The organism is Collinsella sp. CLA-ER-H8 (assembly GCF_040092335.1).
Taxonomy (GTDB): domain Bacteria; phylum Actinomycetota; class Coriobacteriia; order Coriobacteriales; family Coriobacteriaceae; genus Collinsella.
On record NZ_JBBNLU010000006.1, the window covers coordinates 1 to 20,950 of the forward strand.

Consider the following 20,950-nt stretch of genomic DNA (forward strand, 5'->3'; position numbering starts at 1 on the left):
GCCCCCGATATCGCCCGCAGTGTGTCCGACATGTTCGAGCAGGCCGGCGGCACCATCTCCAATCTGACCGAGCGCCTGGGCATGCAGGGCGAGACCGCGGCCCAGCGCGTGCTCGACGAGCTCATCCACATGTACGGATGCACCGGCGTCTTGCCGTCGATAATCTGGTCGGCAATGTTCTTGGCGTAGTTAACGGGAATAGCAAAGCCCACGCCCGAGCTGGAGCCCGAGTAGCTCTCGATGAGCGAGTTGATGCCCACGAGCTCGCCGTTGTCATTGACGAGCGCGCCGCCGGAGTTGCCCGGGTTGATGGCGGCATCGGTCTGGATCATGTTGGCATAGATGGTGTTACCGCTGGTAGAGCTCATGGCCGTGGAGCGATACAGCGCCGACACGATTCCCGTGGAGACAGACTGCTCGTTGCCGAAGGGCGAGCCGATCGCCATAACCCACTCGCCCACGTTGAGCTTGGAGGAATCACCAATCTCGATTGGCGTGAGCTTGGAGGCGTCGGCGTCCTTGAGCTTGATGACGGCCAGATCGCTCGAGGCGTCGTTGCCCACGAACTCGGCCTCATAGGTGGTGCCGTCGTCCATGGTCACCACGTACTGGTCGTAACCATCAACCACGTGGTTGTTGGTGAGGATGTGGCCCTCGGTATCGAGCACCACGCCCGAACCGACGCTGCCCGAGCCATCCGACTCGTCAGCAGACTGCGAAAGCGAGCCATTCTGGCTGCCGCTCGAAGTGGCAGTGATGGAAACGACGGAGGGCAGGGCCTTGGCGGAAACGGCCTCGGCCAGCGTAGTATCCTCGGAGTCAATGGTGATCTTTTGCGTCGACGAACCCGCAGCACCCGCCGTCACGGCATTCTTGCCGCCACCGATATCGAGCGTGCCGCTCATAATGAGCGCGATGACCAACAGGGCGCCGCAGGCGCAGCCGGCGAGCGCCGTAATGAAAATCGGCAGCTTTTTGGTCTTGGTCTTGACCACCGTGTGCTTGTTCACGACCTGTTGGCCGCCCAGCGGCTTGCCGGTCTGCGTGTCGTAAGCTTGCACGTAGGGAATGTTGCTACCGGCAGGCGTCGACTCCACCTGCACACGCGGCTGCTGCTGGGTCTCGCCAGCGTTGCCCGCATCCTGGGGACGCTGGGAATCGTTCTCGCTCATGGCTGCGATCCTTTCGTCAAATAACCAAAGGCCCGCCAAACATGTGGCGGGCCATCATTGTTCACGTTGAGTTGTACCCCAATATGCGGGCGAACGTGTATGAGAACGCAATCTTTTAGGAAGGCTTAAGTTCTGCTGCAGGCCCGAAAGGAACCCGCACCTGCGGCAAAACCACCACAAAGGTGCCTGTCCCCTTTGTGGTGGAAATCTAGTCCTTAAACAGATAGCCCACGCCGCGGACGGTGGTGATGTGCGCCGCGATCTGCGGGCCCACCTTGGAGCGGATGCGTCGGATGTGCACGTCGACGGTGCGCGTGCCGCCGCAGTACTCAAAGCCCCACACGCGGTGCAGCAGTACCTCGCGGCTGTAGGCACGGTTGGGATGCGTCGCCAAAAAGCTCAGCAGCGAGTACTCCATCAGCGTCAGGTCAATAGGCTCGTTATCGAGCGTTACCTGGTAGGTAGCCAGGTTGATCTCGAGGTTATCGATGTTGAGCACATCGTCGGCGGTGACGGTCTCCTCCTCGCCCATCAAGCGTTGCGCGCGAGCCTTGAGCTCGTTGGGCGTCGCCGTGGGGCACACAAAGTCGGCATGCGCGTGATTGGGCAGGCGCAGGGTGCCGAGCGCCTCGTCGTCGACAATCACCAACATGGGGACGCCGCCGCGATCGTCAAGCCACTTGGCAATCTGATCGATGCGGTCGCTGCGGATGCCGTCGGAATCGAGGATCAGCAGGTCAAAGTCGTGCGCCGCAGTCGGCGAATCGGGCGTGGCCAGGCTCACCTCGACACCCAGGGTGGTCGTCAAACTGCGGGCAAACTCGTGGAAGCGCGTCGTGCGCGCCATGAACAGGGCACTCTTTTCGGACATATCGGCCTCCAAGGAAATGAGCTCAATCGTACTGGAACAAGTCAGCGCGATTAGGAGTTCGCCAGATAATGCTTGATCTCCCACTCGGTGATCGTGGATTCAAACTTATGCCACTCGTCGCGCTTCTTTTTAAGGAAGAAGCTGTGGATGTGCTCGCCGAGGGCATCCTTCATAAACTGCGAGTCCTCAAACACGTCGAGCGCCTCTTTGAGCGAACGCGGCAGCGGCGTGTAGCCGGCCTCGACCATCTGACGGTCGGTGAGCTTGAGCGTCTCGGCCGTGGCCTCGGGCGGAAGCTCCAGCTTGCGCTCGATGCCGTCCAGACCAGCCGCCAGCGTGACGGCGTTGACCAGGTACGGGTTGGCCATGGGGTCGGGGCTGCGAAGCTCGATGCGCGTGGACAGCTGCTTGCCGGGCTTGTAGACCGGGATGCGGACCATGCTCGCGCGGTTGCGCAGGCCCCACGTGGCGTACTGTGGCACGGAGTCGCCACCCGTGGTGATACGCTTGTACGAGTTGACCGTGGGGTTGGTGATGGCGCTGATCTCGCGTGCGTGCGCCAGGATGCCGGCCATGTAGTGCTTGGCGATATCGGAGAGGTGGTACTTCTCGTCGTCCTCGCCCCAAAAGACGTTGTTGCCGTCGTGGTCGAACAGCGACTGATGCAAAAACATGGCGCTGCCGTCCTCGCCCGCCAACGGCTTGGGCATAAAGGAGGCGTGGCAACCGCTCTCGTAGGCCTGCTGCTTAATGATGAGTTTGGCCGTGGTGATGGCGTCGGACATGCTCAGGGCCTCGGCGTGGCGCAGGCTCATGCCGTGCTGCGAGCGACCGGCGGCGTGGAAGGTGTACTCCACGGGCACGGACATCTTCTCGAGCGTGAGGACCGTGTTGCGACGTAGGTCGCGAGCGGCATCGCTCACCGAAAGATCGAAGTAGCCCACGTTGTCGAGCGGCTCGGGGGTATGCTCGTCGGGGAAGTAGTAATACTCCAGCTCGGCACCCACGTTGAGCAGATAGCCAGCCTTCTCGGCCTTGCGGAACATGCGGCGCAGGGCATCGCGTGGATCGCCGGCAAACGGTTTGCGATCGGGAGTGCACACGTCGCAGAACACGCGGGCGACGCCGTTGTGGCTCGGGCGCCACGGCAAAATCTGGAAGGTCGAAGCATCGGGAAACGCCAGCATGTCGGCTTCCTCGGGCGTGGCAAAGCCCTCGATGGCGGAGCCGTCAAAGCCAATACCCTCCTCAAAAGCGACCTCGAGGTCCTCGGGGCTAATGGCAAAGTTCTTGAGGCGGCCGAGAATGTCGACAAACCACAGACGCACAAAGCGGATGTCACGCTGCTCTACGGAGCGGAGTACGTAATCGATGTTCTGCTGGTTCATGTCGCTCCCCTTTCTTTCGGGCGGGTTTCGACTGGTCTATATCGCAGATACTATCGCAGAAAAATGTTTCCGCAGGGTTAAAGCGTATCAAGCGCTCAAAAAACGTGTGTGAACAGGCGGTCACGAACGAATGATTAGCGCGAGGTCGAGGCGCGGTGTTCGATGTGGCCGGGGATCTCGATGCGCTTGGGGGCGAGCTTTGCGGCATCGCCCACCGTAGTGGTAACGACGTCGATACGCTCGGACAGGCGCTCGACTACGCGCTCGGCAATAGTGAGGGTGTCCTGCGCGGCCGTGGTCACGCCGCCAAAGAGCACGTGGTTCCAGGGGTAATCGTCAAACGTCGAGATCTTAAGACCGGCCGGCAACGAGGGTCCCAACTGTGCCAGTGCCTCGGTCAGGCGTAGGAAGACCAGGCCGTTGACAGCGATAAGGCCGAGTCTTTTGCCCGCATAGCCGCGGATGGTCTCGTCCAAGCGGCCAACGCCAGTGGCACCGCCATCGGCCAAGGTGACAACCTCGCCGGCAAGGCCGCGTCGCGACAGCTCGTCGGTAAAGGCCTCGGCGCGCTCGCGACGCACGGGGCTGTCGTCGCTCGCCTCGGTGAGCAGGCACAGGCGCTCGCTGCCCGCAGCAGCCAAGGCGTCTACCAAACCAGCGACCAGCTCACGGTTGTTAGATGTCACCAAATCGATGCCGCCGTCGGCAACATCGCGGTCGAGCAGCACAACGGGCAGGCGCCCCGCTGCCGCGGCGATTGCCTCGTCGTTGCCTCCACAGGTGTTGACGACCAGGCCGTCCGCGCCGGCATCGATAAGTCTGGTGAGCGACTCTGCTTCCTTAGCGGGATCGTTGCCGCTAATGGCCGTCATAAGCGAGCAGCCGCGCGAGGCGGCGCTAGCGGAAAGGCCCTCGAGCATGGCGCTGGAGAACGGGTTGGCGATGTCGGCCAAGATCACGCCGATGAGGTTGGTGCGTGAGCTGCGCAGATTGCGCGCGGCGGCACGTGGGCGATAGCCGGTGCGCTCGATAACCGCCGCAATGCGAGCACGGGTTTCCTCGGTCATCTGCCCGGGGCGGTTGTTGAGATAGCGCGAGACCGTGGCCGGACTCACGCCCGCCTCGGCGGCAATGTCCTTAATCCTCATCTGCGCCATAGCGCACCCCGTTTCCCAATTGTCAGCAGTCTGAGCCATTTTGGGCATTTTTTAAAAATGCCGGTTGCAAAACGCTGTAGGTGAGTATACTACAACTCGAAACGAAACCGATTTCGTAAACCGATTTCGGCAAGCGTTGGCACGGTGGTGCAAAGATGTACCCTACCGTCTTGGCACCTCCGTGCCAACGCCATATCAAAGGTGTACGCACGAGCAAGAAGGAGCTGCACGACCATGGGTAAAACGGTTCTTACCTTCGGCGAGATCATGATGAGGCTCTCGCCCAAAGATCACCTGCGTATTGAGCAGGCAACCGAGTTTGACGTTCGCTATGGCGGCGCCGAGGCCAACACCGCGCTTTCCCTGGCCTACCAGGGTGACAAGACCGCTTACGTCTCCGTTGTCCCGGCCAACCGTCTGGGCGAGTGCGCGCTGCGCTCGCTGAAGGCCTACGGCGTCGATACCACGCGCGTCGTGCGTCAGGGCGACCGTCTTGGCTCCTATGTGTTTGAGGTCGGCGCCTCGCAGCGCGGCAACGGCTGCGTCTACGACCGCAAGTTCTCTGCCATCAACATGGCCAAGCGCGACGTCTTTGACTGGGACGAGATCCTCAAGGGCATCGATGTCTTCTATTTCTCCGGCGTGACCCCCGCCGTCTCCGATGAGATGGCCGCCGCCTGCAAGGAGGCGCTCGCCGCCTGCCGCGCCAAGGGTATCACCACCGTGTGCGACGTGAACTATCGCGGCAAGATGTGGTCGCCCGAGAAGTCGCAGGCCACCATGAAGGAGCTTCTGCCGCTCGTCGACATCTGCATCGCCAACGACGAGGACGCTCCCGCCGGCCTCGGTATGACCTGCGTCTCCGGCTCCCTTGCCCACGGCATCGAGGAGCGCGACACCTACGTCGAGATGGCCCGCCAAATCTGCGCCGAGTACGGCTGCAAGAAGGTCGCTTCGGTCGTCCGCAACATCTCCTGCGTCGAGCGTTCCATCTGGATGGGCATGCTCTATGACGCCGAGAGCGACGCGCACTGGTTCTCCCCTGCCCACGACGTGCACGTGCTCGAGGGCGTTGCCGCCGGCGATGCTTTTAACGCCGGCCTGGTCCATGCCCTCATCAACGACTTTGGCCCGCAGGACGCCGTCAACTACGCGATTGCGGCCTCGATCCTCAAGCTCACCATCAAGGGCGATTCCAACCTGGTGACCGCCGACGAGATCGCCGCTGTGGCCAACGCCGCCGACGGTGGCACCCGCGTCGCCCGTTAATTCGTTCCCCATTCCGCGGGCCGCAGCTTTCCAATCCCATACCCCTGCGGCCCGCTCCCCGATTCCTCCGGTCGGGCAAAACCACCAGTCCCATTCCGGTTTTGCCTGGCATTCCCTACATGACTGGTCGAGCAGCCGGTTTTGGAATTGCTTGAACCCCAAGCAGTGCCTCCGATAACCAATCCAAAATCGGCTCCTGACCAGCATATTTGGCAATTACGCGCACCCGCGCGCCTCACATCGAAAGGAACATCATGTTCGATCAGTTCTACACCACGCTTGAGTCCCTGGGCATCGTGCCGGTCGTCGTGCTCGATGAGGTCGAGGACGCCGCACCGCTCGCCCACGCCCTTATGGCAGCCGGCATGAAGTCCGCCGAGGTCACCTTCCGCACCGCCTGCGCCGCCGAGTGCATCGCCGCCATGGCCGAGGCCGAGCCCGAGATGTGCGTTGGCGCCGGCACTGTCCTGACCGTCGAGCAGGTTGAGCAGGCCCGCGCCGCCGGTGCCAAGTTCATCGTCTCCCCGGGTTACAACGAGAACGTCGTGAAGCACTGCATCGACATCGACCTGCCCGTCCTTCCCGGCACCGTGACTCCCTCCGAGGTCACCGCAGCCGAGAACCTGGGCCTCAAGGTCACCAAGTTCTTCCCCGCGTCCCAGTATGGCGGCCTAAACACCATCAAGGCCCTCGCCGCTCCGTTTGTCGGTCACCGCTTTATGCCTACCGGCGGCGTGAGCACCGCCAACGTCGAGGAGTACCTGAGCTCCTCTGCCATCATCGCCTGCGGTGGCACCTGGATGGTCAAGCCGGCCCTGTTTGCCGACGGCGACTTCTCCAAGGTCGAGCAGATTGCCCGCGAGGCCATGGACGTCGTCAAGAAAGTCCGCGGCTAGGTTTAGCTCTCTATCGTGAAAGGGGGCGTGCCCTAGACCTCGCCCCCTTTCTTTTAAAGCGGCTCGGAAGCGCGCCGTTTCCGTCACGAACAAGAACCGAAACCGTCTTGTATGCTGATAGAACGTGACGGAAGCGACACGCCCCCGAACCGCTTTTCCTGCTCGGTTGGCGACCACGCCCAGCTGAGCCACTTCGACAAAAGCCAAGCCACCAAAACAGCTACGGCGCCGTCTGGAGGAATGGACCCTTGCTTCCGGTCTTTTCCTCCAAGCGACGCCGCAGCCTTTTCGTGCCCCAATAGCGCCTCGCACTTGCGGTGAAATAGGGACTATTTACGCCATCAGGGCCGCAAAACAATCCCCATTTCACCGCAACTAATGTAGGGGGCGAGTTAGATGGCCGAGTCTTTGGACAGCTCAAAGTAGTCGGGATGCAAGGCGATAACCGGGCCCTGCTCCTCGGGCATCAGATGCAAGTGCGTCTCGGCCAGATAGCTTGCCGTGTCGGTATCGCCCCTCTTAATGGCCTCGAGAATCCGGCGATGCTGCCGACGAATCGGCTCCCAATCCAGATCCTGCGACACCATGCGCAACCAGTTGTATCGCTCAAAATGCGTGTTGATGCTCTTCATCCAATCCCACAACATGTGACGACCAGCAATCTCAAAACATGTCTCATGGAACAGGTTATCCAGGTCAAAGAAGCGGCGCGTTTCGCCATGGTCGAGCGACTCGGACTCGGTAAGAATCTGCTCAAGCCGCTGCTTTTGCTCGGGCGTGGCGGCCGAACAGCATTTAATAAGCACGCTTCTCTCGAGCTTCTCGCGCAAAAAGCAGGCGTTCTCGGCGCGCTCCATGCTGATTTTCGAGACATAGGTGCCGCTTTTGGGACGCGTTTCCACCAGCTCCTGCTCACGCAGGCGCACAAAGGATTCGCGAATGGGCGTGCGCCCGATTCCCGTCTCCTTTTCCAGACCAATCGCCGAAAGACGCGTGCCGGGCCTGAGCTCGGCATAGATGATCTTGGAGCGCAATGCGGTGTATGCCTGATCTTGCAGGCTCTGATTATGCTGGTGTTGTTCCATAAAGCCCTCGGATGAAGCCTCGGTTAATCGAATACCACCATGCAATACTATCGCATCCCCCGCCCCCCTCATAAGTTGCGGTGGAATAGTTCCTGCTCAAAGCCTTCAGCAGCAAAAACAGGAACTATTCCACCGCAACTTCCAACAGTCTTTTTGGGACGTGGCTTTTTTGGCTACCCTGAGCCGCAGGTCGGCCCCTTGCCACAAAAGGGGCCCATCTACTACGTTAACGCGGAGAGCCCAGACCATGCTGAAAAGTGCAAAAACAAAACCGCAGGTAGACAGCTTGTCGATTTTCGAAAAAGCCGACTATGGTTGACCCCTGCGGCTTAAACGTAGTAGATAGGCCCTTTTCGTGGCGCAGCACTACTGCACCCCAAATTGGCACCCCGAGCCCTCGTGAGTTGCCAACAAGCTGTTCGCCCAGCGCTTTATCCGCGCGGCATTCGGAAAATAGCACCACCGTAAGAACCCGCGAACAGCGCTATACGTTGCTATATCTCACTATACTTTGCTATATCTTGCTATACTTTGCTATATCTTGCTATATTTTGAGCAAAGGTGGCTCACATGCAAACAAACCCTTTTAAGCCCACAGCAGGTAAAACACCTCCCACGATTATCGGCCGCGAAGATGTGCTCGAAGAATTCAATGAGGGCCTCGTCAACGGGCCTGGTGCCCCGGGGCGCCTAATGCGCATAGCCGGCGTCCGTGGAACGGGCAAGACGGTCCTCCTTGACGAGTGCTCACGTTTGGCGCAAAGCCGTGGCTGGACGGTCATAAAAGAGGTCGCAACCGAGGGACTTTGCCAACGCATTCTCGAACAGCTGCAGCCCAAATTCCAGGCCAAACACGCCAGATTTGAGCCCACCGTAGCTGGCATATCCATCGGCAGCATAGATATTGAGCGAATCGGCCCATCGCTACGCGACGCCATGAGACAGACAATATCCAAGAATGGAAATGGCCTGCTCATCACTCTCGACGAGGTTCAAGACGCAGAGCTCGATGAGGTCCGAACGCTCTCCATTGCGATTCAGCAGGTTATCGGCGAAGACCTTGATATCGCCTTTGTTTTTGCTGGGCTGCCTTCGATGATTGAAAGCATCATCAACGGAAAGACACTTGCGTTTTTGCGCCGCGCCCTCCCCTTTGATCTGAAGGCTGTGGCAGTAACCGAAGTGTCGTACTCCCTCGAGGAAACCATTGAAGCGTCTGGCATGGAGTTGCAGCCAGGTATTGCCGGCCAACTTGCCGAGGCAACGCAGGGCTATCCTTTCATGATCCAACTCGTTGGATACTACGCATGGCAGTTGGCAAGACGCGCACATACAACGATTATTGGAGAAGAAGAAGCCGAGCGTGGCATTGCAACGGCACGCGAACGCTTCTGCGCCATGGTGATTGAGCCCGCGCTGCAGCGCATTCCGCCCACGTGCATCGCTTATCTGCTGAGCATGGCGTCTTTGGGGCAGACGAGCTCGACCAGCATGGTTGCCGATGCCCTAAACAAAACGCCTCAACAGGTGAGTTCCGTCCGCAGCCGCCTGTTAAGAGAATCGATTATCGAGGCTCCCTCGTACGGCAAGGTCTCATTTGCCATCCCCTACATGCGCGACTACCTCTACGAGCACAAAGCCGAACTGGAAGTTGAACTGTAGAAACGGCAACTGCCCTGCAAGACGAAAACCGTTTTCGTACGGATTAAAGCAGACGTAAACGATTTTCGTCTTGATTTGCGTACGGAATTAAGACGTAAATTGCGCTTTCGTACGCTTATTACCAGACGCAAATTGTTTTCGTCCGGCCATGCGTCCCCAATCTAGACGAAAAGAGCCCCGAGCTCAAAAATCGGGGCTCGATGTAAGTTCTAGGGTGTCAGAAGTTACATCAGCCGCTTACGACCGCTCTGTCTATCTCTCCGAGCGGGACGGGCGCCGATGCCCTGATCTCTGCCATGTCGAGGTGCGAGATCAAATCCTTGGCGCGCTCGCCGGAGTGGTATGCCTTGTTCGGCGCCACCTTCCTGTAGAGCTTCTTGAGCTTCGTCTTCCCCTTGTTGCCCGGCGGCATCTCCGTCTCAGGTGGCAGCCCTAGGAAGGACAGGACGCCGGGCAGGTCGCACAGCATCACGTCCTCGATGTCGGCCTTGGCCGCCAGGTCGACGACTCTCTGCGCTGTCGGCGAGATGTTCGGGGTGCTGCTACCGCCCGCTGGTTCGGAAGCTGGCGGGCAGTAGCGGGCAGTAGCGGCAGTAGCGGTGTGGCTCGATAGGCCCGAATATCCGTAAGGAAGGTGCTCGCTCTCATATGTGCTGATATGCCTCGCCTCGCGAACCTTGGGATGCTTCCTGAGGTAATCCCTCAATTCGAGCCACTCTTTATGCTCATAACGCTTCGAAATCGTTTCCCCGTCGACAGTTTCCTTCACATAATGGTATGTTCGAACGCCTTCGAACTTGCCGAACCCGTTCTCGACGCTGAAGTTTCTGAACCAGCGCGAAAACCCATTCAGGTCCATGAAGTTGACTTGGGGATGCCTGTCTTTCGTTCGTTCGAATGAGTGGACGAGCGGAGTGCCTTTGACTTGTTCCAGGCCGAAGGCTTCCATTTCGCGGGCCTGCTCCTTTTTCCAGAATTCGAGATACGACGTCAGCGTCTCGCTTATCGAGATCCTCCGCACGCTTTTCTTGCTTTTGGGCGAGCGAACGCTTCGATCGGCCGCGAACTGCTGCTCAATGAGGATGCTTCTGTTCTCGACGGAGACATCGGACCACGTCATCCCGAGGGCTTCCGCCCTTCTCATGTCGGTGTCGAGCATGAGCATCACGCATGTGATGTGCGCGTCCGGTTCTCGATTGAGTAGGATGTCGAGTAGGCGAGCGGCGTGATGGTTCCTTCGCGGTTGTCGTGGAACTTTTTTGCGTACGAGCCGACGGTGCCCCTCGATTTTTGGACGTAGGTGCCGCTGTTGAGTTCTGCCTTGTAGGCTTCGAGTGCGGCGTCGACCTCTCGGCTTTTGGTGGTATGTATGGTCTGCCACGGCGAATAGCGGTATTTGCCCGTGACCGGATCCTTGCCGAGGCTGTGACGGTAGCGCCACGTGTATTTGTCGCGGCGTTGCTTCGTTCCTTTGCCTATGACGAGAGGTCGGTCGTTCATCGTGTTCCTTGCCTGAAGTGCCTGAGAATCGCGCTCGGTTGCGCGGAATGGCGCAAAGGGCTGGGGCAGGTGGGCATTACCCTTGGTGGTGGGCCCTGCGTGGGGTCACACCCCAAGGGTAATGCTCCGCCTGACCGCTTTCAAGCTCGTTGTGGGTCGAATTTGGGTCGAAATGTCTGAATGAAACAACGTCGTAGCGACCTCATAACCCGAAGGTCGGTGGTTCAAATCCGCCCCCGCGACCATGAAACTTCAGGTCGGAAGCATAAAAGCTCCCGACCTTTTTCTTTGTCTAGGGGTTTCGGCATCTCTCGTTCTTTGGGTACCTCGAGGCGGGCAATCAGATAGATGCTTACGAGTATCATAGGGTCTTTTTACGTCGCGGTCGTGTCTCGTACTGGTGCGCCGCTCTTTGTGGGACGTGTCACTTTGCCATAGGTTGTCCGGCGGCGGGGCGCAGGTCGTTCCCCGTGGCGTCGCTCCTTTCGACGCTATGCTGCCTGGCTACTCGTTCCACTGGTGCTTTTTCATGTCGACGCAGCCGTTGTCTCGGAAGGCGATTCCTTCCTCCGTCAGTAGTGCTCGCTGGTCGGGGAAGTTTGGCGCGAGGCGTCCCGCGTGGTTGACGACGCGGTGGCAGGGATAATCGCCGTAGCGATCCGCCTCGCTCAGCACCGCTCCGACCAGGCGAGAGTTTTTCTCCCTGCCGATGAGGCGCGCTATCTGACCGTACGAGGCGACGCATCCCGCCGGAATCTCTGCCACGACGGAGAGAATCTCATAAACCAAATCTTCGTCCAGGACTTTTCCCATCGTATCGCTCCCGTGTTCGCTTTTGCCTTCGGGGGCGCGGCGCCGATCACCCGTGCTGCGATTTTCGCAGCTCCCCTTACCGAAGCATCGAGGGAAAGCGCGTGCGTGTCAAGGTTGTCTGGTCCAGTTGCTGGCTCGATGCCTCGAGATGTTCGCCTCAAGTGCGACCTGCCCCTATTGGAAAAGGATGCCGAAGATGTATTTGGTGATGGCGGAGCGGCGGATGACCCCCACGAGTTTGCCCTCGTCATCAACCACAGGAAGCTTCTTGAACTTCTTCTTCGCCAGCAGCGCGGCGACGCGGGCGATGCTCTGCTCGGGACGGGCACACACTACCTGGCGCGTCGCGAAATCCATGACGCAGCGATCCTTCAGGTCTTCGATGCGCTGCTCAAGGCTCTGATCGTCGAAGTACAGCATGGACGCGTCGCCGCCCGTGAAGATGGTGTGAGCGCGATGCTGCGCGATGGCTCCCATGACATCGCCGTCGGAGATGAACCCGACCACCTGGTTGCGCTCATCGATTACGGGCATGCTGCTCACCTCGTTTTCGGCGAGCATGCGCACCACGTCGGAAATCGCGCAATCCTGCGTGCAGGTGAACGGCTCTTCAATCATGATGCTCGAAACGGGCGTCCCCTCGAGCTCGAGCGGGATGCGCTCGGACAGAATCTCGGACATCGCTTATGCCTCCTTCGTTTTCGGTGCGGTTTTCTTGGTGCGCACGCTGAATATGGCGCAGATAAGGGAAACGAGGCCGATTGCCGCGCACACCTTGTAAGCGACGCCCGCGCCCACGGCGGTGGCTACTTGGATGCTCGCATCGACGCCGGCCGACGCGGTGACGCTTGTCATGACCGTGATGATGAGCGCCGTGCACAAACCGCCGGCGACCTGGCGGCCGGTGTTCGCGATGGCGTTGCCGTGGGCGATCATGTCATTTTTCAAGGCATTGACACCCCATGTGTTCACCGGCATGTTCGCGAGCGACTGGCCGGCGGACTGCAGCATGCAGAACAGCGCAACCACCAAGATGGGCGTGTTTACCGTCGAAAGCGAGAGCAGGAACAGGGCGCCGGTCATGAGGGCCAGGCCGACGATCGAGATGGCACGCGGACCGAACTTGTCGAACACCACGCCGGAGATAGGGCTGATGATGATGCCCACCGCCGCGGCGGGAAGCATGGCCATGCCGGTTTCGAAGGCCGAAGCGCCAAGCGAGGTTTGCAGCAGCAACGGCAACAGCGTGTTGGTGACCAGGCATGCGGCGTTGATGAGCGTGACGATGATGGCGGCCACGCGGAACTCGCGCGTCTTGAGCGTGCCCAGTTGAAGCAGCGGGTCCTCGATTTTGCCCTGGCGTACGACGAACAGCACCAAGCACACGACACCCGCGACGATCGAGCCGAGCACCACGGGGTTGCCCCAACCCATCGACGAGGCGCTCGAGAACCCGTAGAGAAGTCCGCCGAAGGCGATGGTGGAGAGGACGACCGAGGGCAGGTCGAGCTTGGGGTTCTTCAGCTCGCCCACGTTTTTCAGCATGAACACGCCCAGCACCAGCACGAGAATTGCGAGGGGGACGATGGCGCCGATCATGGTGCGCCAGCCGTACGTGTCGATCACCGCACCGCCTACGACGGGGCCGACCGCGGGACCCGCCGACATGACGATGCCCGCCATGCCCATAGCCGTTCCTCGTTTCTCGACGGGGAACACCAGCATGGGAACCACCGAGACAAGCGGCATGAGCACGCCTGAGCCCGCCGCTTGCAACACGCGACCGATGATGAGGAACAGGAAATCAGGGGCTGCGGCGCACAGCAGCGTGCCCAGCGCGAACACCAGCGTCGCCCCGAAGAATAGCGCGCGGGTGCTGAACTTGTCGATAAGGAACGCCGAAACGGGGACCATGATGCCGCTCACCAGCGGGTATATGGACATGATCCACTGGGCAGTCGAGGCATCGATGGCGAAATCGGACATGATGACCGGCAGCGCAGGCGACATCACCGTTTGGTTCAGTAGCGCCAAGAAGGCACCCAGGACGACGACCGCGACGATGCGGATCTGGGTACCGGTAATGCGCCCATTGGCGGGCGCGACCGTACAATTATCAGACATAAGCTTCCTTCGTATCTATTCGATTCTTCGCCGAAGGCGCGCCGGCCCACGGGCGAAATAACATGCACGTGCTATGCGTGCATCAGATACGACAGGAAGAAAGCGGCCGCTCAGAGCGCACTTGGGGAACAACAGGAGAGGCCCCGTATACCAGGGGCCGCCGAATTGCGATGTATGCTTTGGTCAAATCCTTCATAGCGGGGAGGTATTCTAGCAGCCGTCTTCGCCCCTTTCAAGGGATGTAACCCAGACGTTGATTTTCTTCACCGAGGCGCCATCGTTGACGGGTGGCGTGCTTCTCTATCGCCACACCGCGGGGCGAGGGAACGCCGCGGCGAGCTTGTACATCGGCTATGTGTGCAGCTGCGAGCGTGTCGCCGGCGCGCGCTGGGCGCCAGTCCGATCCGGCCGACTCTTGCCGACGGTCGGTCGCCGTCCTCCTCCATCTCCGCCTGCTCTGTTTTTGCTCGGCTCCCTTGTCATATCATGGACGGACGAGAATTGAGCGAAGGCGGTACGTATGAACATCCAGATATTCGGCACGAAGAAAAGCTTCGATACTAAGAAGGCGCAGCGCTATTTCAAGGAACGTCGTGTGAAGTTCCAGTTCATCGACTTGAAGGAAAAGGGGATGAGCAAAGGCGAGCTCGAAAGCGTGGCGCGCGCCGTCGGCGGGATCGACGCTGTGATCGATCCAAAGGCGAAAGATGCCGACACGGTTGCGCTCGTACAGTATCTTGCTGCCGACCAGAAGTTCGAAAAGGTGCTCGATAACCAGCAGATTCTTCGTGAGCCCATCGTTCGCAACGGCCGCCAGGCAACCGTTGGCTACGAGCCTGACGTGTGGAAGGGCTGGGAATAAAGCGGCTGGGAATAAAGTGAAGCGCCCACGCCCGTGGTTTTATCCACGGACGCGGGCGCTTGCGTAAGACGTCTCTTGTCGTTTGAGTGGAGCGCCCCGGCGGCGCTGAACAACGCGCCCCGGTGACGTGGCTCGGGGCTCTTTGTGCCGCACATCTATGAGAGGAGATATTTGATGCGCATGGGCGCTACTCCATGTAGCCACCCTGAATGGCGGAAACTGCATGCTCGGTAAAGAACTTGAGCGTGCCGGAGGTATAGCGATTAGCCTTGGGCTTCCAAGCGGCTCGGCGCTCGGCCAGGACGGCATCGATCTCGGCCGGCTCCATCTCCTTGCCGGCGATGCCCACAATAGACAGCGAGCGCTCGGGGATGTTGATCTGGATAAGGTCGCCCTCCTCGATCAGGGCAATCGGGCCGCCCACGGCAGCCTCGGGCGAAACGTGACCGATAGCCGGGCCCTTGGAGGCGCCGGAGAAGCGGCCATCGGTGATAAGGGCAATGCTCGCACCCAGCTCGGGATCGCTGGCGATAGCCTCGGTGGTGTAGAACATCTCGGGCATACCGGAACCCTTGGGGCCCTCATAGCGAATGATGACGGCGTCGCCGGGCTTGACCTCGTGCGTCAGGACGGCGTGAATGGCGTCCTCCTCGCAGTCGAACGGACGTGCCTTAAGCGTGGCCTGGAACATCTCGCGCGGAACAACCGTGTGCTTGACGACGGCGCCCTCGGGGGCAAGGTTGCCGTGGAGGATGGCGATGGAGCCGTCGGTACCAAAAGCCTGGTCAAATGGGCGAATGATGTCCTCGCGCTTGAGGTTCCACTTCTCCAAGTAGCGGCCGCACTTCTCGTAGTAGCCGTTGTTCTTGAGGTCCTCGAGGTTCTCGCCGAGGGTCTTGCCGGTGACGGTCATGACATCGAGGTGGAGCATCGACTTGATCTCCTCCATGATACGCGGCACGCCGCCCGCATAGTAGAAGAACTGCGCCGGCCACTCACCTGCGGGACGGACGTTGAGCAGGTAGTGGGCGCCACGATGCAGGCGATCGAAGTCGTCGGCGGACATCTCGATTCCGAACTCGCGGGCGATCGCGGGGATGTGCAGCAGCGAGTTGGTGGAGCCCGAAATTGCGCCGTGGACCATGATGAGGTTCTCGAAGGATTCCTTGGTTACGATGTCGCGAGGGCACAGGTTGTGCTCGGAGAGCCACACGGACTGACGGCCGGCCTCGCGCGCAAACTCACGCAGGTCGGAGCTGGTGGCGGGCAGCAGGGCCGTGCCGGGGAGCATAAGGCCCAGGGCCTCGGCGGTAACCTGCATGGTCGAGGCGGTACCCATAAAGGAGCAGGCGCCGCAGCTGGGGCATGCGTTGTGCTTGGCAAACTCAAGCTCCTCGCGGGAGATCTCGCCGCGCTCGTAGCGGGCAGAAATCGCGCCGAGCTGCTCCAAGGTCAGCAGATCGGGACCGGCATCCATGACACCGCCGGTAACGACGATGGAGGGGATGTTGATGCGGCCCATGGCCATGAGGTTCGCAGGCAGACCCTTATCGCAGCTGGCGACAAAGACACCGGCGTCGAACGGGGTGGCCTTGACATGGATCTCGATCATGTTGGCGATCATGTCGCGGCTGGGCAGCGAGTAGTTAATGCCGTCGTGGCCCTGGGCCTCGCCGTCGCAGATATCGGTGCAGAAGTAACGGGCACCGTGACCGCCAGCCTCGGCAACGCCAGCACGGACCTCCTCGACCAGATCAAACAGGCCGGCAGAACCCGGGTGCGAGTCGCCAAACGTCGACTCGATAATGACCTGCGGCTTGTCCAGATCCTCGATGGTCCAGCCAGACCCCAGACGCAGCGGGTCCATCTCGGGGCTGATGGTGCGAAACTTGCCGGAACGCGGCTGCAGCTTGGCAACCAGGTCGGCTGCCTCCTGCTGAATCTGTGCCTTGGTCTTCTCGTCCATGATGTTCTCCTCTTTTGGTTTAAACGGTTGTACCAATCGTTGGTTAATGGAACAGGTGTAAATGGGTACCGAGCGATGCACTCGGCGAAAGATGTTTAGCTACGCGAACTAGGCGAAGAACGAAATCACCAGGGCGCAGGCAAGACCCGAAAGGCCGATGAGCGTCTCCATAACGGTCCAGGACTTGAGGGTGGTCTTCTCGTCAATCTCCAGGAACGAGGAGCACATCCAAAAACCGGCATCGTTGACGTGCGAGAGGGCCGTGGCACCGCCGCAGATGGCAAGACAGATAGCGGCACGCATGAGCACCGAAGCACCAGCAACCGCGGGCATGGCGGCCATAATGCCCGATGCCATAGTCATAGCGACGATGGAGCTGCCGACAGAGGCACGCACCATGACGGCAATCAAAAAGGCAACAACCACCAAAGGCAGCGGTGAAGCCTCGAGCATAGGGCCAATAACCTGGCCCAAGCCGCAGTCCTGCAGCATCCAGCGAATGACGCCGCCGCAAGCGATAACCAGCAAGATCATGCCGACGGGCTTAAGAGAGCGGTCGAGCAAGGCCTTGAGCTCGGCGCCGGAGTAGCCGCGGCGCGCGCCCAGCAGATACATCGCGACGAGCGTGGCGAGCGTCAAAGCGACGAACGGCTTGCCCAGGAAGGCGAGAATCGAGGCGCGCTCGGCGGGCATGGGGATATAAGAAGACAGCGTGCCCAGCAAAATCAGACAAAGCGGCGTGAGCACGATGGCAAGCACCATGCCAAAGGAGGGAAGCTCCTTTTCGTCGCTCGCGCCCTCGGCAGAGGTAAAGTGCTCCGGAACATCGGTAAAGATGCGACCGCCCACGTTGCGGCCCCAGATGACGCCGGCGATCGCCATGGCGATGAAGGCGGTAGGGATACCGACGAGAATCATGGTGCCCAGGTCGACACCGAGCGTGCCGGCGACCAAAACCGAACCGGCCGAAGGCGGCACAAACGCATAGCCAGCGGCCAGTCCCGCGAGCAGCGCGATGCCGTAGTAGAGCGTCGACTTTTTGGTCTGCGATGCCACGCTAAACGCAAGTGGGATCAAAACGACCACGCCGGCCTCAAAGAACACCGTAGTGCCGATAACCAGACCGGTAATGCCCAGCGCCCAGCTGGAATGACCCTGCCCAAAGGTATCGATGAAGGTCTGGGCGATCTTCTTGGCGCCGCCGCTCTCCTCAAGAATCTGGCCAAACATCGAGCCGAGGCCAATGAGCAGGGCGATGTTTTGCAGCGTGGTTCCCACGCCCTTGGTGACAGTGTCCGCCACCAGGTCGAGCGGCATACCGGCGCCGATGCCGATCGCGAGCGCCGAGACCATCATCGAAAGCACAGGATGCAGCTTGAACTTAATGATGAGCGCAAGCAGCAGCGCGATGCCCACGATAGCGGCGATGACCAGCCTGGTGGGGTCGGCCATAAACGTTGGGTCTGACATCTTTCCTCCAATTCATCAGACCTTTTGAATTCGCCTTAGACTATAGCGTGTTTTCAATAGGTCTGATGTTTAAAAGGGAAACTTTTTTCAAAATACATCTGATGTATTTCCTGAACGATCTGTTTTTGACGGTAAACGGCTACTTACAGCTCTCCATTGTCGGAGCGAACCACCGCGGCTTCTGTTAAATGAGCTAGAATAGCTCTGATGAATTCTTTTGATATGAGGTGAAGCGTGGCACGAGCCGATTCGGGACTCCCCGAGCAGATTTCGGAGAAAATTATTCAACTGATCCTGGATGAGCATCTTGAGCAAGGCGACCGCCTGCCCAAGGAGGCTGTGCTCGTCGAGCGCCTGGGTGCTGGCAGGAGCACCGTACGCGAGGCTATGAAGCTGCTGCAGTCGCGCAACATCGTGCGCATTAAGCAGGGCTCGGGCACCTATGTGGCATCAAACCCCGGCGTTGCCGACGATCCGCTGGGCTTTACCTTTATCGATGACAAGAGGCGCCTGGCACGCGACCTGCTCGAAGTGCGCTTTATGATCGAGCCGCAGATGGCCAGCATGGCCGCAGAGCACGCGACCGACGATCAAATCATCTGCATTAAAGAGCTTTGCGATGAGTCCGAGCACTTGGCCGCGCGGGACGAAGACTATTCTGCCGCCGACACCGCGTTTCACATCGCAATTGCCGAAAGCTGCGGCAACCTCGTCGTTCCCCGCCTAATGGGCGTGCTCAAGGCGTCTGTCCCCCTGTTTATTGACGTGACCGGCAAAAAGCTGGTTGAGGAAACCATCCGCACGCACCGTGGCGTGGCCGACGCCATCGCCGCGCGCAATCCCACCGCAGCGCACGATGCGATGTATTTGCATCTGGTGTACAACCGCAACATGATCGCAGAGGGCACGCAGGAACAGAGCGAATAGACATCCGCGCGGCAAGAGCGACATGTCAACCAACTAAACGACGACAACGCACGTAGCGAGCTTGCTGACGCCCGCGCCTATAACGTATTTCACGGCCGGAATCACCGTCTTGCCGCAATCGATATTTGTATTTGCCTCGGGTCGAAGCAAGACGCGCTCGCCTTCCGTTTGGCCCACGGCATCGACGCGACAGGCTGCATCGATATCCTCCAACGTCACCCAATGGTAATCACCCGGTACCGCAAAGCCCGCGTCAAAGGCGACGCACTCCACAGCGCTTTTTACAACATGATTACGAAGTTGCCCGTTCGCAAGAGAAATCACCTCGGTCACCACATCGATACCGGGGCACGGACTCCAACTTGTCCGCACGGCGCGACGGCCGTCATCGAGTGTTACGACCTCGCTTTTATCCACACCGTCACGAACAAATACGCGCCCGCCAACCACAAATGCCAGCATGCTGTCGGGCGCCGCTTCCCCGAGCGAACGCTGCGAGCGCGCAACGCTAAAGCCAAACCGCGTCGAATAGGCAAACTTGCTGTACTTGTTATCGGACTGGGCAAATGGGTGTCCCGGGACGCAGCCGCTCGGATACAGCACGACCTCCCCCGCATCATCGCGCGCAACCAGGGCCGTCTTTCCCAGCGCATCGTCGGCAGCACGCGGAGGAAGCGCAAGTTCAGTTTCGGATACGCTCCAAAACCGGTCATCCTCGGGAAGCGCCAGGCACGCAAACGCCATCAGGCACCAGTACGGCGAACCGGCGGCGTTATATCCTTCGCACATGTGCTGGTTGGGATACTTGTAACCCAGCGAAAGCACGTGACCATTGTCACAGATGCTGCTTGGGTCCCAGGCCTTTATATTTCTAACAATGAGGCCCTTGAGCGTTCCGATGTCAAAATTTCGCCCCAAACAGACGCCCGCCGCCGCGACAATCGACCAAAAGCCCGACTGCGCAAAGCGATAGACCATCGAGCGCCCATACGGCACCGCCTCGCCACGCGCCGAGAATAGCTTGACGTAATCGGCCGCAAACAGCTTGAGCCTATTAAGGTAAGCGGCAGCCCTCACGGCATCGTGGCTTCCGAACTTCCAGATGTACAGGATTGAGAAAAACTGAAACGTCATGGCATTGTAGTAATCGGGCAAGCCCGTCGGCCCATCCTTGTACCAGCCGTCGCCGTCATAAAAATCGTCGAGTGCCCGAAGGTCCTCGTCTAGAATTTGTTGGCTATAAGACATACCGAGCTCGCGCAGAGCAAGGTTAACGAGCGCCTGAAACCATAGCCAGTTACCGGCAGGGCAGCTGTGATCATTAATTTTTCCGAGCCATGCCGCAGCGCGCTCACGCTGCCCATCGCTCAACGGCTCCCAAAGCACATTGGGGGCTAGCAAGAGCGCGTATGCGATGGCAGCCATCTCAACGAACTTCTGGTCGTGGTCGCGACAATCGCCCCAATAGGCACCCGACTGAGGATCGGTACCCGCAATGAGCCCATCGCAATAAATGCGCTCGAAAGTCCCGCCGGCACTTTGGGAGCCGCCTGCCCAATACGGGGCCAAGCCCCACAACGGCCGCGCCCATGCCTCCATGGGAATGACCTCGTCCTCGTACTGCGCTCCACCACCAGCAAGATAGAGCAACGCCTCGCTGTCGCCATAGTTCGGCAGCAGCGGATTCAAATAGTCGAAAAGTATCTGCGAAAGCGCTTTTCTATCCATCCTTCAATCCTCCTAGAGCAAGCTCGGCCGTAAAGAGCGACTCCTATCTACGCACACGAG

Annotated in this window: 18 protein-coding genes; 5 read left to right on the forward strand and 13 right to left on the reverse strand. The window is 59.7% G+C overall.

From position 1 onward, the window contains the following. From AAAX72_RS05085 to AAAX72_RS05100, 4 genes are all read right to left on the reverse strand, one after another. The coding region (locus AAAX72_RS05085; protein ID WP_349129352.1) for a trypsin-like peptidase domain-containing protein at nucleotides 1-1,172 on the reverse strand (1,172 nt) is incomplete at its 3' end. Nucleotides 1,173-1,380: 208 nt separating this feature from the next. After that, the gene (locus AAAX72_RS05090) at nucleotides 1,381-2,043 is read right to left on the reverse strand and encodes a response regulator transcription factor (RefSeq protein ID WP_006234733.1); all 663 of its coding nucleotides are present in this window, start codon (nucleotides 2,041-2,043) and stop codon (nucleotides 1,381-1,383) included. 50 nt (nucleotides 2,044-2,093) lie between these two features. Beyond that, nucleotides 2,094-3,431: a glutamine synthetase family protein gene (locus AAAX72_RS05095; protein WP_152067386.1), complete on the reverse strand. Its 1,338-nt coding sequence runs from the start codon at nucleotides 3,429-3,431 to the stop codon at nucleotides 2,094-2,096. 134 nt (nucleotides 3,432-3,565) lie between these two features. Then, nucleotides 3,566-4,588, reverse strand: coding sequence for a LacI family DNA-binding transcriptional regulator (locus tag AAAX72_RS05100; protein WP_349129353.1), 1,023 nt, complete (start codon nucleotides 4,586-4,588; stop codon nucleotides 3,566-3,568). A gap of 234 nt (nucleotides 4,589-4,822) precedes the next feature. On the opposite strand from AAAX72_RS05100, the gene AAAX72_RS05105 reads away from it, so the two are divergent. Further along, entirely contained in the window at nucleotides 4,823-5,857 is a 1,035-nt protein-coding gene (locus tag AAAX72_RS05105; RefSeq protein ID WP_349129354.1) for a sugar kinase, read from the forward strand. 254 nt (nucleotides 5,858-6,111) lie between these two features. Next, nucleotides 6,112-6,753 (forward strand): bifunctional 4-hydroxy-2-oxoglutarate aldolase/2-dehydro-3-deoxy-phosphogluconate aldolase, encoded by a 642-nt coding sequence (gene eda, locus AAAX72_RS05110; protein WP_347478106.1) that lies wholly within the window; start codon nucleotides 6,112-6,114, stop codon nucleotides 6,751-6,753. 392 nt (nucleotides 6,754-7,145) lie between these two features. Here the strand turns inward: eda and AAAX72_RS05115 are convergent, their stop codons facing one another. Beyond that, nucleotides 7,146-7,838, reverse strand: a complete 693-nt coding sequence (locus tag AAAX72_RS05115) for a GntR family transcriptional regulator (RefSeq protein ID WP_349129356.1) — start codon at nucleotides 7,836-7,838, stop codon at nucleotides 7,146-7,148. A 570-nt stretch (nucleotides 7,839-8,408) separates the two neighbouring features. Here AAAX72_RS05115 and AAAX72_RS05120 point away from each other — a divergent pair. After that, complete coding sequence (locus AAAX72_RS05120) at nucleotides 8,409-9,500, forward strand: ATP-binding protein (RefSeq protein WP_349099910.1); 1,092 nt, start codon at nucleotides 8,409-8,411, stop codon at nucleotides 9,498-9,500. Nucleotides 9,501-9,729: 229 nt separating this feature from the next. Here AAAX72_RS05120 and AAAX72_RS05125 read toward each other — a convergent pair whose 3' ends face one another. From AAAX72_RS05125 to AAAX72_RS05145, 5 genes are all read right to left on the reverse strand, one after another. Beyond that, a complete protein-coding gene (locus AAAX72_RS05125) occupies nucleotides 9,730-10,659 on the reverse strand; it encodes a hypothetical protein (protein WP_271737948.1) in 930 nt (309 codons plus the stop codon). 5 nt (nucleotides 10,660-10,664) lie between these two features. Further along, nucleotides 10,665-11,000: a hypothetical protein gene (locus AAAX72_RS05130; RefSeq protein ID WP_349105515.1), complete on the reverse strand. Its 336-nt coding sequence runs from the start codon at nucleotides 10,998-11,000 to the stop codon at nucleotides 10,665-10,667. A 504-nt stretch (nucleotides 11,001-11,504) separates the two neighbouring features. Continuing rightward, nucleotides 11,505-11,813 (reverse strand): MGMT family protein, encoded by a 309-nt coding sequence (locus tag AAAX72_RS05135; protein ID WP_349129357.1) that lies wholly within the window; start codon nucleotides 11,811-11,813, stop codon nucleotides 11,505-11,507. A 174-nt stretch (nucleotides 11,814-11,987) separates the two neighbouring features. After that, the gene (locus AAAX72_RS05140) at nucleotides 11,988-12,494 is read right to left on the reverse strand and encodes a CBS domain-containing protein (RefSeq protein ID WP_349129359.1); all 507 of its coding nucleotides are present in this window, start codon (nucleotides 12,492-12,494) and stop codon (nucleotides 11,988-11,990) included. Between the two features lie 3 nt (nucleotides 12,495-12,497). Beyond that, nucleotides 12,498-13,937: an MDR family MFS transporter gene (locus AAAX72_RS05145; protein ID WP_035136865.1), complete on the reverse strand. Its 1,440-nt coding sequence runs from the start codon at nucleotides 13,935-13,937 to the stop codon at nucleotides 12,498-12,500. Between the two features lie 520 nt (nucleotides 13,938-14,457). Between AAAX72_RS05145 and AAAX72_RS05150 the strand changes: the two genes are divergently transcribed. After that, nucleotides 14,458-14,799 carry an ArsC/Spx/MgsR family protein gene (locus AAAX72_RS05150; RefSeq protein WP_006234747.1) on the forward strand — a complete coding sequence of 114 codons (342 nt, stop codon included), beginning with the start codon at nucleotides 14,458-14,460 and terminating at the stop codon, nucleotides 14,797-14,799. 187 nt (nucleotides 14,800-14,986) lie between these two features. On the opposite strand, the gene ilvD is transcribed toward AAAX72_RS05150, so the two are convergent. Further along, nucleotides 14,987-16,765, reverse strand: coding sequence for a dihydroxy-acid dehydratase (gene ilvD / locus AAAX72_RS05155; RefSeq protein ID WP_349129360.1), 1,779 nt, complete (start codon nucleotides 16,763-16,765; stop codon nucleotides 14,987-14,989). A gap of 108 nt (nucleotides 16,766-16,873) precedes the next feature. After that, nucleotides 16,874-18,235 carry a gluconate:H+ symporter gene (locus AAAX72_RS05160; RefSeq protein WP_349129361.1) on the reverse strand — a complete coding sequence of 454 codons (1,362 nt, stop codon included), beginning with the start codon at nucleotides 18,233-18,235 and terminating at the stop codon, nucleotides 16,874-16,876. 234 nt (nucleotides 18,236-18,469) lie between these two features. On the opposite strand from AAAX72_RS05160, the gene AAAX72_RS05165 reads away from it, so the two are divergent. Continuing rightward, the gene (locus tag AAAX72_RS05165; protein ID WP_349129363.1) at nucleotides 18,470-19,162 is read left to right on the forward strand and encodes a FadR/GntR family transcriptional regulator; all 693 of its coding nucleotides are present in this window, start codon (nucleotides 18,470-18,472) and stop codon (nucleotides 19,160-19,162) included. 33 nt (nucleotides 19,163-19,195) lie between these two features. Here AAAX72_RS05165 and AAAX72_RS05170 read toward each other — a convergent pair whose 3' ends face one another. After that, entirely contained in the window at nucleotides 19,196-20,890 is a 1,695-nt protein-coding gene (locus AAAX72_RS05170) for a DUF2264 domain-containing protein (protein ID WP_349129365.1), read from the reverse strand. Nucleotides 20,891-20,950 lie beyond the last annotated feature (60 nt).